This is a genomic window from Aeromonas veronii bv. veronii, from assembly GCF_000820225.1.
Classification (GTDB): Bacteria; Pseudomonadota; Gammaproteobacteria; order Enterobacterales; family Aeromonadaceae; genus Aeromonas; species Aeromonas veronii.
On record NZ_CDDK01000044.1, the window covers coordinates 45,076 to 60,872 of the forward strand.

The window sequence follows — 15,797 nt, forward strand, 5'->3', positions numbered from 1 at the left end:
GACTTTGTCACACCAGCCCGATCTGATACCCGATTTGTGGCTTAAGGTATTTGGCTCAGTGTGTTACCATGTCGCGCTGTTTAAGCCAAAGAACAACTAATTAGGGATAAGGCTTTCTATGAGCGATCTGGCCAGAGAGATCACGCCGGTCAACATCGAAGAAGAGCTCAAGAGTTCCTATCTTGATTACGCCATGAGCGTGATCGTAGGACGAGCTCTGCCGGATGTGCGTGATGGCTTGAAACCGGTTCACCGCCGCGTTCTGTTTGCAATGAACGAGTTGGGGAACGACTGGAACAAGCCCTATAAAAAATCGGCCCGTGTGGTCGGTGACGTAATCGGTAAATATCACCCGCACGGCGATAGCGCTGTGTATGACACCATTGTCCGGATGGCGCAGGATTTCTCCATGCGTTACATGCTGGTCGATGGTCAGGGCAACTTCGGTTCAGTCGACGGCGACAGCGCCGCTGCGATGCGTTATACCGAAGTGCGGATGGCCCGCATCTCCCACGAGCTGCTGGCTGATCTGGACAAAGAGACCGTGGACTGGGTGCCGAACTATGACGGCACCGAGATGATCCCGGCGGTCATGCCTACCAAGGTTCCCAACCTGCTGGTCAACGGCTCCTCCGGTATCGCGGTGGGCATGGCGACCAACATTCCGCCTCACAACCTCACCGAGATTGTCAATGGCTGCCTGGCGCTGATCGAAAACGGCGACCTCACCATTGACGAGCTGATGACCTACATCACCGGCCCGGATTTCCCCACCGGCGGCATTATCAACGGTCGTTCCGGCATCGTGCAGGCGTACCGTACCGGTCGTGGCTCCATCTATGTGCGGGCCAAAGCTGAAGTGGAAGTGGACGAGAAGACCAGTCGCGAGACCATCATCGTTCACGAGATCCCCTATCAGGTGAACAAGGCTCGACTGATCGAGAAGATCGCCGAGCTGGTCAAAGAGAAGAAGATCGAGGGCATCAGTGCCCTGCGCGATGAGTCTGACAAAGACGGCATGCGCATCGTTATCGAGATCAAGCGCGGCGAGTCCGGCGAGATTGTGCTGAACAATCTCTACAAGCACACCCAGATGCAGACCACGTTCGGCATCAACATGGTGGCGCTCGATAACAACCAGCCCAAGGTGATGAACCTTAAAGAGATCCTGGATGCGTTCCTGCTGCACCGCCGTGAAGTAGTGACTCGCCGGACCGTGTTCGAACTGCGCAAGGCGCGGGATCGGGCGCACATTTTGGAAGGTCTGGCGGTTGCGCTGGCCAACATCGATCCCATCATCGAGCTGATCCGCCACAGCGCGACCCCGGCCGACGCGAAAGCGGGCCTGGTTGCCAAGGGCTGGGAACTCGGCAACGTGGCCGCCATGCTGGAAAAAGCGGGCGACGACGCGGCACGGCCAGAGTGGCTGGAGCCCGAGTTCGGTATCCGTGAAGGTCAATACTTCCTGACCGAACAGCAAGCCCAGGCCATCCTTGACCTGCGTCTGCACAAGCTGACCGGCCTCGAGCACGAGAAGATCCTGGAAGAGTACCAATCTCTGCTGGATCTGATCGCCGAGTTGCTGCACATCCTGGCGAGCCCGGCTCGTCTGATGGAAGTGATCCGCGATGAACTGCTGGCCGTGCGTGAGCAGTATGGCGACGAGCGTCGCACCGAGATCAGCATGTCCAGTGCCGAGATCAACATCGAAGATCTGATCACCCCGGAAGATGTGGTGGTTACCCTGTCTCACCAGGGCTATGTGAAGTATCAGCCGCTCTCCGACTACGAGGCCCAGCGCCGCGGTGGTCGTGGCAAGTCGGCCACCCGGATCAAGGAAGAGGACTTTGTGGAGCGTCTGCTGGTGGCCAACACCCACGACACCATTTTGTGCTTCTCCACCCGTGGCAAGGTCTACTGGCTCAAGGTTTACCAGCTGCCGGAAGCCTCCCGTGGCGCCCGTGGTCGTCCGATCATCAACCTGCTGCCGCTGGAAGAGGGTGAGCGTATCACCGCTATCCTGCCGGTGAAGGAATATGACGCCGAGAAGTATGTGTTCTTCGCCACCGCCAACGGTACCGTGAAGAAGACCAGCCTCTCTGACTTCAGCCGTCCGCTCTCCTCCGGTATTCGTGCCATCAACCTCAAAGAGGGTGATGAGCTGATCGGGGTGGATATCACCGATGGCAGCAACGAGATCATGCTCTTCTCCGACGCGGGTAAAGTCGTTCGCTTCGCGGAAGGCAGCGGTCGCGCTGATGCTGATGTCAGCGATGACGTTGAAACCGACGACGATGCCGGCAATGACGATGATGGCAGCGACAACGGCGAAGGCACCGAAAGCAAGGGCACCTTCAAGGGCGTGCGCCCGATGGGTCGTACCGCCGCCGGTGTCCGTGGCATCAAGCTGGGCGCCGGTGACAAGGTGGTTTCCCTCATCGTTCCGCGCGGCGAAGGTGCCATCCTCACCGCCACCGAGAACGGTTACGGCAAGCGGACTGCGTTGGCCGAATACCCGACCAAGAGCCGTGGTACCCAGGGCGTTATCTCCATCAAGGTGGATGAGCGCAATGGCAAGGTGATCGATGCGATCCAGGTCGAAGATACTGACCAGATCATGCTGATCACCAACGGCGGCACCCTGGTGCGTACCCGTGTTGCCGAGGTGAGCGTTATTGGCCGTAACACCGGCGGTGTCCGTCTGATCCGTACCGGTGAAGACGAGACCGTGGTTGGCCTGCAGCGCATCGCCGAGAGCGACGAAGACGAGAACGACGCGCTGGCCGTTGACGGTGAGGTATCTGAAGGTACCGATACCGCGACCGGCACTGATGCAGTCGATGCTGGGGAAGCGGGCGACGAGTAATCGTCACCTGTTACCCGAGCAACGTCTCTGAGCAAAAAGAGCGACCCTGGTGGTCGCTCTTTTTATTTGTCTGCTTTTTATGACTCTCCGCTGATCTTACGGCTGGAGCACTCCTGCAGCCACATTCTGGCGCTGCGGGCGGGAATGGCGACCCGTACCCACTGGCTCTGCACGTTGACCACGGCGCCTTGGTCGAGCACGTCCCGATAGTTGCGATACCAGTTCATCTCGAACCTGGCGGTATCGAGCCAGTACTCCTGCTCATAGTCGCACTTGTTGATGCCGACCAGCCCCTGTTTGCCCCGTTTGAACAGCACGAAGCAGTCACCGCTGCCGACCAACTGCATCGGTTGGCCCTGCACAGCATTGTGGAAGCGGATCATCCCCTTGAGATCGGCGCGCTGGTAGTAATCCTGCCAGCGCAGTCCATCCTTGGCCTGGGTCTCGCCGTGATCGGAGTAGACCAGCGGCGAGCCACCATCGCGGCCGAGCAGGTAGGCATAGGCCAGCTTCTCGTCAGTCTGGCTTAAGATCTGATAGCGGAAGCCGTCGTTGGTGGGGATGTCGTGGGTCACGGCAAAGGTGACGGCACGACTGCCCGGCAGTGCCTGACCGTAGGCGCCCGGATCCGCCAGCAGGTTCATGCTGCCGCCATACCCCAGCGCGCCGCGCAGGGAGGCAAACAGCGGAAAGTCATAGGCTCCCTGGCCGCTGCTGTCGAGGTAGGGTTTGAGGAAGCGCTCGTAATCGGTACTGCCAGCACCCCCAGTGGTGATCACCTCGCCAAACACATGCATCCCCTGTTTGATTTCGGGGGTGAACACGGCATTGATCTGGTAATCGCTCATGTGTTTGACCGCATCGACCCGGAAACCCTTGATCCCCATCCCCTTGAGCGCCTTGAGATAGGTCTGTTGCTGGCTTACCACCCAGTTGTTGGGATCCAGATCCGGCAGCCCCTTGTCACCGGCACCGCCACAGAGACGCCAATACTGGACATGGCCTGGATTATTCCAGTCGCTGATGCATCCTTTGGGATGAAAATCCTGACCGGAGAGGAAGTTTTGCCCGAGATCGCCAAACAGTTTCTGGCGCTCGAAATAGGCCGGGTTGCTGGCGTAGCTCTGCAGCAGCTCGTTGCCGGGATAGTTGAGATCGCTGCGTTTCCAGCTTTCGTTGGCCATGTGGTTGAGCACCACATCGACATAGACGGCGATACCTCGCGCCTTCATGGCGGTGATCAGCTGATCGAGATCCTGCTTGTTGCCAAGAGGGGAGTCGACAAGACGCAGATCCTGCGGCTGGTAACGAGCCCACCACTCGTTGCCTGATGACTTGAGAGGCGGCGAGATGAGTACCTGTTTGTAACCGGCCGACTTGATAAGGTCGGCTTTGGCGGTCACTTCACTGTACTTCCAGTTGAAGGCGTGAAGTATGACGTCGGCGTGCGCCAAGGGGGCGATCAGCATGCCTGCGATCGCCCATATTCCCGCTGTGTGTTTCATTATTGTGTCCCTGTTTTTATAGATGCCTGAATGGGCAAGCCAGCTTTGGCGGGAACAGAGTGAGCTGCAATCCACAACCTGCAGATTTGTGACCGATTTCAGGATGATTTCGCCGAATATGTGAACTGTTTCGGCTTTTCCTCACCACCGCCAGTTGCCTTTTTACAAGTGATTTTTTGTCATTTCCCTGTCATTCCCAGCCGCTATCCTGCCAGGCGAGTGGTGCGTTGTTGCCATCACCTTCACCGTCAGGAGCTGCATATGACCAGTTGGATCACGTGGGAAATTTGGTGGAGCCGGGTATGGGGCGAGTCAGAGGTGCCGCTGTATGAAGAGGATGAGCACGAAGTGGCCCATGAACCCTCGCGACTACCGGTTGAAATGGTGCAGCAGGGTCGGGATCAGCGCGCAGGCTAAGGCGTTAGCCCTCTCTTTACCGGGTAGCGCTTTCTTGTCGCGACATGGCTACTTCGTTGGAAAATTCTGAAAAGCGGGGTTTCCACAGGATGTGTTGCGGCAGGCCTTCCTCTCAACCTCTTGGCACGCCTGATGTGTGAAGGGCGTGAGCAGGGGGATTAGAAGAGCGACAGCTGCTCCCCGGGGCGGATAAACCCATCCAGCCTGAGCTGAATATGACGTTTGCCCAGATCGAGGCGCTTGCTGATGAGGCGAAAGCGCTGGGCCAGCAGATCGGCAAAGTGCCCCTCACCGCGCATGCGGGTACCGAAGGCGGTACTGTTGAGCCCGCCACCGCGGCTGGCTCGCAACTGATTCAAAATAGCTTCCTTCTGGCCCGGATAGTGGGTATCGAGCCAGTCCCCAAATAGCGGCGCCAGTTCGTGGGGTAACCGCAGCAGGATGTAATCGGCGCAACTGGCGCCTGCCTCGGCCGCCGATTTGATGATCTGCTCCAGCTCCGGCTCATTGAGCCGCGGGATCATGGGGGCGGCCAGTACCCCCACCAGCACGCCAGCGTTGGCCAGCTTCTCGATCACTTTCAAGCGGCCTGCACCCGTGCTGGCGCGGGGCTCCAGCTGTCGGCGCAGGGTTTCGTTCAAGGTCGTCACCGACACCATCACCTGACAAAGCCCCTCCCTGGCCAGCTCGGTCAACAGATCGAGGTCGCGCAAGATCATGGCGCTCTTGGTAATGAGTCCGACCGGGTGGCGGTGTGCCAGCATCACTTCCAACAACTGGCGGGTGAGGCGATAGCGCTGCTCGATGGGTTGATAGGGGTCGGTATTGGCGCCAATGAAGATGTTCTGTGGCTGATAGGCCGGTTTGGCAAACTCCCGGCGCAACAGGTCGGCTGCATTGCGTTTGGCAAACAGCTTGCTCTCGAAATCGAGACCGGGGGAGAGCTCCAGATAGGCATGGCTGGGTCTGGCATAGCAGTAGATGCAGCCGTGTTCGCACCCCTGATAGGGGTTGATGGAGCGACCAAAAGGCACATCCGGCGAGTTGTTGTAGCTGATAATGCTGCGTGCATCGATCTCCCGCACCTCGGTGCCAGGCACAGAGGGGGTGAATGCGGCATCCCAATCGGACGATTGCCAGCCGTCATCGACCGCTTCAACAAGGGGGCCGCTAAAACGGTGATCGATATTGTGGGGGCTGCCTCGTCCTGCCATGGTGTGCACCAATACTGTTTATACATACAGTTATTTTGCAGGTGCCCCGGATAAATGACAACTACTGCTGATCGACCGGGTGCAAAAGGGTTGTCGCAGGGATCTCTTGCTTGATCGCAACGCTACATTTCGTTTACATAGACGAAATGAGAACTGGATCACGGAAATCATCATGAGCCCCACCACTTCCCGCTGGCTGTTTATCTGTCTGCTTGCCCTCGTTATCTGGCGTCTGCTTCCGCTCTCCACCGAGCAGGAGATGGCTGCCGCCAACCGTGCCTGGCGTACCGGTCACTTCGATGAGGCGACCCGGATCTGGTTGCCACTGGCCGATCAAGGCCAACCTCGGGCGCAGGCACTCATGGGCTGGAGCCATGAAGTGGGGCAGGGGAGCGAGCAGGATATCCATCAGGCCATCAGCCTCTATCGCCAGTCGGCGCAGGCAGGGGATCCCTTCGGCCAATATCGGCTGGCAGAGCTCTATCTGCGCGGTGTCGGGGTCAAGCGAGATCTGCGCCAAGCTTTTCACTGGATGGATCAGGCTGCCCGCAATGGTGATGTCCCGGCCATGCTGAAAGTCGGCGTCCTTCATCTGATGGGGGTCAGCGGCAGGGTCGATCTGCCTCAGGCGAAACAGTGGCTCTATCAGGCGGCACAAAAGGGCAACAAGCTGGCGCTTCAGGTGCTGCAAGAGCTGGCGCTGGCAGAGGAGGGGAGCAGTGACTTTGACTTCAACTGGCAATCCCTGCTTGGCGAATAGTCGGCAGGCGACTCATTTGACTGTAGAAAATATCTGCAAATCCGATACAGCACGCCCAACTTCTGGTAGCATGGGACCGTTTTGGCTTGGTTTGTCACGTTAGACATGTGGTTTACGTGTCAGGCCGTCTTCGCAAAGTGCTGTGGAGAACCAAAACATCACCTTTTTGAATCTCTTTTCCATCCCGCATGTGACCTTTGGTAGGGGTCACCACTGTATAAGGAAACACATAATGCCAATCATTACTCTGCCTGACGGCAGCCAACGTCAATTTGCCCACTCTGTTTCCGTCATGGATGTGGCTGCGGACATCGGTCCCGGCCTCGCCAAGGCGTGCATTGCCGGTCGGGTAAACGGTGAACTGGTAGATGCGTGCGAGCTGATCGAAGCCGATGCTGCGCTGGCCATCATCACCGCCAAAGACGAAGAAGGTCTGGACATCCTGCGCCACTCCTGCGCCCACTTGCTGGGTCATGCTATCAAGCAACTCTGGCCCCAGACCAAGATGGCCATCGGTCCTGTCATCGACAACGGCTTCTACTATGACGTTGATCTTGACCGTACCCTGACCGATGAAGATCTGGCTGCCCTGGAAGAGCGCATGCTGGCGCTGGTAGCCAAGGATTACGACGTCATCAAGAAGAAAGTCTCCTGGCAAGAAGCTCGTGATGTATTCGAGGCGCGCGGCGAGTCTTACAAAGTCGAAATCCTGGATCAGAACATTGCCCGTGATGACCAGCCAGGTCTATATCATCACGAAGAGTACATCGACATGTGTCGCGGCCCGCACGTGCCCAACATGCGTCACTGCCACCACTTCAAGCTGCTGAAGATGTCCGGCGCCTACTGGCGCGGTGACTCCAACAACAAGATGCTGCAGCGTATCTACGGTACCGCCTGGGCTGACAAGAAGCAGCTCAAGGCCTATCTGCAGCGTCTGGAAGAGGCCGCCAAGCGCGATCACCGCAAGATCGGCAAGCAGCTCGACCTGTATCACATGCAGGAAGAAGCACCCGGTATGGTGTTCTGGCACAACGATGGCTGGACCATCTTCCGTGAGCTGGAAACCTTTATCCGCGGCAAGCTCAAAGAGTACGACTATCAGGAAGTGAAAGGTCCGTTCATGATGGATCGCGTTCTGTGGGAGCGTTCAGGTCATTGGGAGAAATACGCTCAGGCCATGTTCACTACCCAGTCCGAGAACCGCGAGTACGCCATCAAGCCGATGAACTGCCCGGGTCACGTCCAGATCTTCAACCAGGGTCTGAAGTCCTACCGCGATCTGCCGCTGCGTATGGCCGAGTTTGGTTCCTGCCACCGCAACGAGCCGTCCGGTTCCCTTCACGGTCTGATGCGGGTGCGCGGCTTCACTCAGGATGACGCTCACATCTTCTGTACCGAAGAGCAGATCATGGAAGAGGTCTCCGGCTGTATTCGTATGGTCTATGACGTCTACGGTACCTTTGGCTTCGAGAACATCGTGGTCAAGCTCTCCACTCGTCCCGAGCAGCGTATCGGCTCCGACGAGATGTGGGATCGTGCCGAGAAAGCCTTGGCCGAAGCGCTGGAACTCAACGGTCTGAAGTACGATCTGCAGCCGGGTGAAGGGGCGTTCTACGGTCCCAAAATTGAATTTACCCTGCACGATTGCCTTGATCGTGCGTGGCAATGTGGTACCGTGCAGCTCGACTTTGCCCTGCCTGGTCGTCTGGGTGCCACTTATGTGGGCGAAAACAACGATCGCCATGTACCTGTGATGATCCACCGGGCCATCCTGGGTTCTATCGAGCGCTTCATCGGTATTCTGACTGAAGAGTACGCCGGTCTGTTCCCGACCTGGTTGGCACCGACTCAGGCTGTGGTCATGAATATCACGGACAATCAGGCCGATTATGCGGTGAAAGTAGCCAAAGCATTGAATGATGCGGGCCTTCGCGCAAAAGCGGACTTGAGAAATGAGAAGATTGGCTTTAAAATCCGCGAGCATACTTTGAAGCGAGTACCTTTCATGCTGGTCTGCGGCGATAAAGAAGTTGAAGCCGGTAAGATTGCAGTACGGACTCGTAAAGGGGCTGACCTGGGCACTTATCCTGTTGAAGAGTTCATCGCTCTGTTGACCCAGGAAGTTCAGACCCGCGGACAAAAGAAAGTGGAGGAATAAGCTATAAAAGGCGGAAAAAAACTGGGCAAGCAACCGCAAGCCCGCGCTCACCGGATCAATGAAGAGATCCGTCTGAAAGAAGTTCGTCTGACTGGTCTGGATGGTGAAGCCATTGGCATCACCTCCATTCAGGATGCTCTGAACTTGGCCGCAGAGGCCGGAGTTGATCTGGTAGAGATCAGTCCAAATGCTGAGCCGCCCGTTTGCCGGATCATGGATTACGGCAAATTCCTCTACGAAAAGAGCAAAACAACCAAAGAACAGAAGAAAAAGCAGAAAGTCGTCCAGGTCAAGGAAATCAAATTCCGTCCTGGCACTGACGAAGGCGACTATCAGGTAAAACTACGCAACCTGGTTCGCTTTCTGGAAGACGGGGACAAGGCTAAGGTCACCCTGCGCTTCCGTGGTCGTGAAATGGCCCACCAGGATCTTGGTATCAAGGTTCTGGAGCGCGTCAAGAACGATCTGGAAGAGTTGGCCGTAGTCGAGTCGTTCCCGAAAGTCGAAGGCCGTCAAGCTGTGATGGTTCTCGCACCTAAGAAGAAATCTTAAGGCCCACAAGAAATTGACTCATGGGGCTTGCCCCATGAGTTGGTTCGCCTTGCGATTTTGTTGTCACTCACAATGCGGAGTATGAAATGCCGAAGATGAAAACCAACCGGGGTGCTGCAAAGCGCTTCAAGAAGACTGGCTCGGGTCGCTTCAAGTGCAAGCACAACCACCTGCGTCACATCCTGACCAAGAAGAGCAGCAAGCGTAAGCGTCAGCTGGGGCCGAAATTCATGGTTTCTGCTGCCGACCACAAACGTGTTGTCGCTTGTCTGCCGTACGCATAAGGGGGGATGTGAAAAATGCCAAGAGTTAAACGTGGTGTGACTGCTCGAGCTCGTCACAAGAAAGTAATGAAAGCCGCCAAAGGTTACTACGGCGCCCGTTCCCGTGTTTACCGCGTAGCGGTACAAGCGGTAACCAAAGCTGGTCAGTATGCCTACCGTGACCGTCGCCAGAAAAAGCGTCAGTTCCGTCAGCTGTGGATTGCGCGTATCAACGCTGCAGCCCGTCAGAACGGTCTGTCCTACAGCCGTCTGATCAACGGTCTGAAGAAGGCTTCTATCGAGATCGATCGCAAGATCCTGTCCGATATCGCCGTTCACGACAAAATGGCTTTCACCGCCCTGGTTGAAAAAGCTAAAGCAGCTCTGGTTTAATCCAGTTCTGTTATAAACGCTAAAAGGAGGCTCAGGCCTCCTTTTTTGTGTTTGTCATTCACGGTTTCACATTACTTTCCCCTTTCTCCCATCCATATTTTGTCCACTGTTTTACACGCGCTACAGTTTTCTCCACACAAGGTGATATGTGCGAGATGACCTGTTCTACAAATAGTTTATATGCCAACAAACTAGATGTTTGTTCCATTATTTCAGGAGTTACGGTGAACCGATAAGACTCGCTTGATATAACAAAATGATTTGTAGGGAGAAAAGCCAACCTTAGCTATGGTCAGCGAAGGGGCTTTTTTTGTATTATTCCCCCCTTGACCTTATTTAGCCTAAAGGCTCCTGTACCGGGAGTGGTGACGAGGAAGACATGCAACAGCTTGAAGAAGTAGTCGGCCAAGCCAGAGCCGAAATTGAGGGCGTGAGCGATATCGCGACCCTCGACGAAATCCGGGTCAAATATCTGGGTAAAAAGGGCTTTTTTACCGAGCAGATGAAGGGCCTGGGTGCCTTGTCTGCCGAAGAGCGTCCCGCCGCGGGCGCCGTGATCAACCAGGCAAAACAACAGGTTCAGGATGCGCTGAACGAGCGTCGTGAAGCGCTCGAAGTCGCCGTGCTGAACCAGAAGCTGGCCGCCGAGACCATCGATGTCAGCCTGCCGGGCCGTCGCATCGAGAATGGTGGTCTGCATCCGGTAACCCGCACCATCGAGCGCATCGAGCGCCTGTTTGGCGAGATGGGCTTCAAGGTTGCCCGTGGTCCCGAGATTGAAGATGGCTTCCACAACTTCGATGCACTGAACATTCCGGCTCATCACCCGGCGCGTACCGATCACGATACCTTCTACTTCAATCCTGATCTGATGCTGCGTACCCACACCTCCGGTGTGCAGATCCGCACCATGCAGCAGCAACAGCCGCCGATCCGCATCATTGCACCGGGCCGCGTCTATCGTAACGACTACGACATGACCCACACCCCGATGTTCCATCAGGTTGAAGGTCTGCTGGTTGACGAGCATGCCAGCTTTACCGAGCTGAAGGGCATTCTGCACGACTTCCTGCGCAACTACTTCGAGGAAGACCTGACCATTCGCTTCCGTCCTTCCTATTTCCCGTTCACCGAGCCGAGTGCCGAAGTCGACGTGATGGGTAAGAACGGCAAGTGGCTGGAAGTGCTGGGCTGCGGCATGGTGCACCCGAACGTACTGCGTTCGGTTGGTATCGATCCGGAAAAATACTCCGGCTTTGCCTTCGGCATGGGCGTTGAGCGCCTGACCATGCTGCGTTACGGGGTCAACGACCTGCGTGCCTTCTTCGAAAACGACCTGCGCTTCCTCAAGCAGTTCAAGTAAGGGCGAGAGAACATGAAATTCAGTAAATCCTGGGTGATGGAGTGGGTCCGCACCGAGTTGAGTGACAATGCACTGGCCGAGCAGATCACCATGGCCGGTCTGGAAGTGGACGCCGTGGAAGCGGTTGCCGGCCAGTTCAACAATGTGGTGGTGGGTGAAGTGGTCGAGTGCGCCCAGCACCCGGACGCCGACAAGCTGCGGGTGACCAAGGTCAACGTGGGCGAGGCCGAACTGCTGGACATCGTCTGTGGCGCGCCGAACTGCCGTCAGGGCTTGAAAGTGTGCGTGGCCAAAGTAGGGGCGACCCTGCCTGGTGATTTCACCATCAAGAAAGCCAAACTGCGTGGCCAACCGTCCCACGGCATGCTCTGCTCTTTCAGCGAGCTGGGTATCGACGTTGAAGCCGATGGCATCATCGAGCTGCCGGCCGATGCCCCCATCGGTACCGATATTCGTGACTACCTCAATCTGAACGACGTCTCCATCGACGTGGATCTGACTCCGAACCGTGCCGATTGCCTCGGTATCGCCGGTCTGGCCCGTGAAATCGGCGTGCTCAACAGCGTCGACGTGGTCGAGCCGACTTGGGCACCAGCTGTTGCCACCATTGATGCAACTTTCCCGATCCGGGTTGAAGCACCAGCTGATTGCCCCCGTTATCTGGGCCGCGTCATCAAGGGGCTGAACTTGCAGGCCCAGAGCCCGCTCTGGATGCAAGAGAAGCTGCGCCGTGGCGGCATTCGCTCCATCGACGCCATCGTCGACATCACCAACTATCTGCTGCTGGAATACGGTCAGCCGATGCACGCCTTCGATCTGGCTACCCTGGAAGGGGAACTGGTGGTGCGTCGCGCCCACGCTGACGAGCCGATGACCCTGCTCGACGGCAACGAAGTGAAGCTCAAAGAGACCACCCTGGTGATTGCCGATGCCAAAGGTCCTGCCTGCATGGCCGGTATCTTCGGTGGCAATCGCACCGGTGTTTCCGAGACCACTACCGACATCCTGCTGGAGTGCGCCTTCTTCGCGCCGCTCTCCATCACCGGCCGTGCCCGTGCCTACGGTCTGCACACCGACTCTTCCCACCGCTTCGAGCGTGGGGTTGATCCCGAGCTGCAGGCCAAGGTGATGGACAGAGCCACCCGTCTGCTGCTGGATATCTGCGGCGGCGAAGCGGGTCCGGTCATCGAGGTCAAATCCGATGCCCATCTGCCGAAAGCGGCCCCCATCAAGCTGCGTCGCAGCAAGCTCGATAAAGTGATCGGTATCAGCGTGGCGGATGCTCAGGTGGTCGAGATCCTGACTCGCCTCGGCATGCAGGTGACTGTGGATGCTGACGGTTGGACTGCTCTGGCACCCTCCTGGCGTTTCGATATCGCCATCGAGGAAGACCTCATCGAGGAAGTGGCTCGCATCTACGGCTACAACAACATCCCGAACCTGAAACCCGCCGCCTCTCTGGCGATGGTGGAGCAGGCAGAAGGGCAGGTGACCTTGAAGCGCGTGCGTGACCTGCTGGTTGATCGCGGTTTCCAGGAAGCGATCACCTACAGCTTCGTTGATCCCAAGACCCAGCAAACCCTGTTCCCGCAGAGCGATGCCATCGTGCTGCCGAACCCGATCTCGGTCGAGATGTCCGCCATGCGTGTCTCTCTGTTCCCGGGTCTGGTGCAAGCTGTTGTTTACAACCAGAACCGTCAGCAGCCGCGCGTGCGTCTGTTTGAACAGGGTCTGCGTTTCATCAAGGATGAAAGCGCCGAGAACGGCATCCGTCAGGAGCCGATGCTGGCCGGTATCATCACTGGCAACCAGAGCGACGAGCACTGGGATATCAAAACCCGTGCAGCCGACTTTTTTGATTTGAAAGGGGATCTGGAAGCGGTGCTGGACTTGACCGCCGAAGGGGCCACCTTTACCTTCGAGCGCACCGAGCACAGCGCCCTGCACCCGGGTCAGAGCGCAGCCATCCTGCGCAATGGCGAGATCATCGGCCACATCGGCGTGATCCACCCGAGCCTCGAGAAGAAGCTGGGTCTCAAGAGCCGCGCGGTGATGTTTGAGCTGGAGCTGGACAAGCTGACCCCGGCCAAGGTGCCTGTGGCAGCCGAAGTTTCCAAGTTCCCGGCGAACCGTCGCGACATTGCCGTGGTGGTCGATCGTCAGGTTCTGGCAGGTGATGTGCTTGCGGTAATTAAAAAAGTTGGCGGAAATCAGGTAGTTGGAATAAACTTGTTTGACGTATACCAGGGTGCTGGTATGGCAGAGGACAAGAAGAGCCTGGCCATCAGTCTTGTATTGCAAGACACCCAGCGCACCCTGGAGGAGAAAGAGATTGCCGAGACCGTAGACAATGTCGTGCGGGCCCTTGGTGAAGAGTTGAATGCATCCTTGAGGGATTGATCTATGGCGCTTACCAAAGCCGACATTGCAGAGCACCTGTTCACCCAGCTCGGGATGAGCAAGCGTGAAGCCAAAGATATGGTGGAAGCCTTCTTTGAGGAAATCCGACAGGCGCTTGAGCGTGGTGAACAAGTCAAGATTTCAGGCTTCGGTAACTTTGACCTTCGTGAGAAGAATCAGCGTCCCGGACGCAACCCCAAGACGGGCGAGGATATTCCTATCAGCGCCCGCCGCGTGGTGACCTTCCGGCCTGGCCAGAAGCTCAAGGCCAGGGTAGAAAATGTTGAACCCAACGAGTGATAAAAAGCCAGGCAGATGCCTGGCTTTTGTTTTCAGATGACCAAATTCCCCGTTTTTCTTCTGGGTGCCGTACTGGCACTGCCATTGCACGCCAAGCCTTTGCAGACCACTGTGCTGCCGTTGGCGCCGGCGACCCAAGCTTATGTAAATTCACTGAGTCAGCTTTCCCTCTGCTATCCTGCGACGCTTCCTCCACCATACCTGATGGCCGAGGGGGGGCTGCTCAAGGATCGCCTCGCCCGGTTGCAGGAGCTGTTCCCGGTTCCCCTCGTGCTCAAAGAGTTGCCCGATTGGCAGACATTGCGCAACGGGCTCGCAGAGGGTGACTGTGACATCATTCCCTATGTCGGAACCCGCAAGAAGGCCGTGGAGGGGATGCGGTTAAGTCGTCCGATGATGGAGACCGATGCCGCCATCCTCTACAAGGGTGAAAATCTCAAGCAGGCCCGCTTTCTGGTCTACTCGGTGGCAGACTCTGCCCGCCTGCTGCACGAGCTCTATCCCCAGGCACGCATTATTTCCCTAAAAAGCGGAGAGAAGGTCTACGACGCGCTGCAGAGTGGCAAGGGTGATGCCTATCTGGGGGACTATCTGCAACTGCGCTATCTGATGCGCGAGTTTCCTGCCGATGGTTTGCGCCTGCGCCGCCTGTTTGGTGAGGATCGGATCATCAGCTATCGCTTGATGATGCGTGATCAGCCTGAGTTGGCCAATCTGGTGGACACCCTGATCCGTCATATGCCCGCCGGTACTATCTATACCGATCTGGCTCGCTATCTCGATCAGGGGTCGCTCTACGTCAACCAACCCCACTTCAGCGATACCGAGCAGGCCTGGTTATCCGGCCGCGGTCGCACCATTCGCCTGGTGGTCAATCCCGAGTTGATGCCCTATAGCGGTGTCAATGATCTGGGAGAGGCGAAGGGGTGGAGCGCGGATGTGTTGCGCTGGGTAACCCAGGAGACCGGCCTGAAATACAAGCTGGTGCCTGCCGCCAGCAAGGCGGAGGCCGTAGAAAAGCTGCGCCGTGGTGAGGCGGATATGATGGCCGGCTTGCCGGAATCCCCGGCATTGACGGATCAGTTCATTTTCAGTCGGACGATCTCCACCAACCGGTTTGCCTTGATCAGCAAGCGCAAGTTGGCTGCCGATCGCATTACCCAACTCAAGCGGCAGCGTATTCTGGTGCCTGAATCCCTCTATGATCCCTCCTTGCTCGCCCTGCTCGGTGATCAGGAGTGGCTTCGCACCGACGGCATCGAGCAGGGGCTTGCAGCGATCAAACAGGGCAAGGCTGACGCTATGCTGAGCGAGCTATATCAGCTGCAATATCCCCAGCGTACCAACTTGCTGGAAGGGCTCGATATCGAGGAGCTGGAAGATCGCTTCAGTCTTGGCTTTGCCATCAACAAGAGTCAGACCGAGCTGGCCGGGGTGATGGATCGCAACCTGATGGCGCTGACCAGCACCCAGATTGACGAACTTAACCAGCGCTGGCGCCGCTTGCTCGTTGTGCAGCAGCCCGGCGTGAGCTACGCCGCCTGGTTTGGCTCCATCGCCATGGCACTGCTGATCAGCGGTATCGTCATCGGCGGGATCTGGC

Annotated in this window: 13 protein-coding genes; 11 read left to right on the top strand and 2 right to left on the bottom strand. The window is 57.2% G+C overall.

The genetic code is table 11. The annotated features are described in order from the left end of the window. The first annotated feature begins 118 nt into the window (after positions 1-118). The gene (gyrA, locus tag BN1139_RS19405; RefSeq protein WP_005352118.1) at positions 119-2,866 is read left to right on the top strand and encodes a DNA topoisomerase (ATP-hydrolyzing) subunit A; all 2,748 of its coding nucleotides are present in this window, start codon (positions 119-121) and stop codon (positions 2,864-2,866) included. A 77-nt stretch (positions 2,867-2,943) separates the two neighbouring features. On the opposite strand, the gene BN1139_RS19410 is transcribed toward gyrA, so the two are convergent. Beyond that, on the bottom strand, positions 2,944-4,371 hold the full coding sequence (locus tag BN1139_RS19410) for an alpha-amylase family protein (RefSeq protein WP_005352116.1): 1,428 nt from the start codon (positions 4,369-4,371) through the stop codon (positions 2,944-2,946). Between the two features lie 261 nt (positions 4,372-4,632). On the opposite strand from BN1139_RS19410, the gene BN1139_RS21690 reads away from it, so the two are divergent. Further along, on the top strand, positions 4,633-4,788 hold the full coding sequence (locus tag BN1139_RS21690; RefSeq protein ID WP_005345370.1) for a hypothetical protein: 156 nt from the start codon (positions 4,633-4,635) through the stop codon (positions 4,786-4,788). A 158-nt stretch (positions 4,789-4,946) separates the two neighbouring features. On the opposite strand, the gene BN1139_RS19415 is transcribed toward BN1139_RS21690, so the two are convergent. Then, positions 4,947-6,002: a PA0069 family radical SAM protein gene (locus tag BN1139_RS19415; RefSeq protein ID WP_005352114.1), complete on the bottom strand. Its 1,056-nt coding sequence runs from the start codon at positions 6,000-6,002 to the stop codon at positions 4,947-4,949. A gap of 172 nt (positions 6,003-6,174) precedes the next feature. On the opposite strand from BN1139_RS19415, the gene BN1139_RS19420 reads away from it, so the two are divergent. The 9 genes from BN1139_RS19420 to BN1139_RS19460 all read left to right on the top strand — a co-directional run. Continuing rightward, positions 6,175-6,762 (top strand): tetratricopeptide repeat protein, encoded by a 588-nt coding sequence (locus tag BN1139_RS19420; RefSeq protein ID WP_005352112.1) that lies wholly within the window; start codon positions 6,175-6,177, stop codon positions 6,760-6,762. A gap of 232 nt (positions 6,763-6,994) precedes the next feature. Continuing rightward, positions 6,995-8,923 (top strand): threonine--tRNA ligase, encoded by a 1,929-nt coding sequence (gene thrS / locus BN1139_RS19425; RefSeq protein WP_005336690.1) that lies wholly within the window; start codon positions 6,995-6,997, stop codon positions 8,921-8,923. 21 nt (positions 8,924-8,944) lie between these two features. Next, entirely contained in the window at positions 8,945-9,475 is a 531-nt protein-coding gene (gene infC, locus BN1139_RS19430) for a translation initiation factor IF-3 (protein ID WP_196783562.1), read from the top strand. Between the two features lie 86 nt (positions 9,476-9,561). Continuing rightward, positions 9,562-9,759 carry a 50S ribosomal protein L35 gene (rpmI, locus tag BN1139_RS19435; RefSeq protein ID WP_005336688.1) on the top strand — a complete coding sequence of 66 codons (198 nt, stop codon included), beginning with the start codon at positions 9,562-9,564 and terminating at the stop codon, positions 9,757-9,759. Between the two features lie 15 nt (positions 9,760-9,774). Continuing rightward, a complete protein-coding gene (gene rplT / locus BN1139_RS19440; RefSeq protein ID WP_005336687.1) occupies positions 9,775-10,131 on the top strand; it encodes a 50S ribosomal protein L20 in 357 nt (118 codons plus the stop codon). Positions 10,132-10,510: 379 nt separating this feature from the next. Beyond that, positions 10,511-11,494, top strand: a complete 984-nt coding sequence (gene pheS, locus BN1139_RS19445) for a phenylalanine--tRNA ligase subunit alpha (protein WP_005351972.1) — start codon at positions 10,511-10,513, stop codon at positions 11,492-11,494. Between the two features lie 12 nt (positions 11,495-11,506). Continuing rightward, complete coding sequence (gene pheT, locus BN1139_RS19450) at positions 11,507-13,894, top strand: phenylalanine--tRNA ligase subunit beta (protein ID WP_005351970.1); 2,388 nt, start codon at positions 11,507-11,509, stop codon at positions 13,892-13,894. A gap of 3 nt (positions 13,895-13,897) precedes the next feature. After that, a complete protein-coding gene (gene ihfA, locus BN1139_RS19455) occupies positions 13,898-14,194 on the top strand; it encodes an integration host factor subunit alpha (RefSeq protein WP_005300715.1) in 297 nt (98 codons plus the stop codon). A 15-nt stretch (positions 14,195-14,209) separates the two neighbouring features. Further along, a partial coding sequence (locus BN1139_RS19460) for a transporter substrate-binding domain-containing protein (protein ID WP_041980866.1) occupies positions 14,210-15,797 on the top strand: 1,588 nt, incomplete at its 3' end.

Coding starts and splice junctions, on each gene's coding strand:
- pheS (WP_005351972.1), top strand. CDS start 10,511: ATGCAACAGCTTGAAGAAGTAGTCGGCCAAGCCAGAGCCGAAATTGAG.
- pheT (WP_005351970.1), top strand. CDS start 11,507: ATGAAATTCAGTAAATCCTGGGTGATGGAGTGGGTCCGCACCGAGTTG.
- rpmI (WP_005336688.1), top strand. CDS start 9,562: ATGCCGAAGATGAAAACCAACCGGGGTGCTGCAAAGCGCTTCAAGAAG.
- BN1139_RS19415 (WP_005352114.1), bottom strand. CDS start 6,002: ATGGCAGGACGAGGCAGCCCCCACAATATCGATCACCGTTTTAGCGGC.
- thrS (WP_005336690.1), top strand. CDS start 6,995: ATGCCAATCATTACTCTGCCTGACGGCAGCCAACGTCAATTTGCCCAC.
- rplT (WP_005336687.1), top strand. CDS start 9,775: ATGCCAAGAGTTAAACGTGGTGTGACTGCTCGAGCTCGTCACAAGAAA.
- gyrA (WP_005352118.1), top strand. CDS start 119: ATGAGCGATCTGGCCAGAGAGATCACGCCGGTCAACATCGAAGAAGAG.
- ihfA (WP_005300715.1), top strand. CDS start 13,898: ATGGCGCTTACCAAAGCCGACATTGCAGAGCACCTGTTCACCCAGCTC.
- BN1139_RS19410 (WP_005352116.1), bottom strand. CDS start 4,371: ATGAAACACACAGCGGGAATATGGGCGATCGCAGGCATGCTGATCGCC.
- BN1139_RS19420 (WP_005352112.1), top strand. CDS start 6,175: ATGAGCCCCACCACTTCCCGCTGGCTGTTTATCTGTCTGCTTGCCCTC.
- BN1139_RS21690 (WP_005345370.1), top strand. CDS start 4,633: ATGACCAGTTGGATCACGTGGGAAATTTGGTGGAGCCGGGTATGGGGC.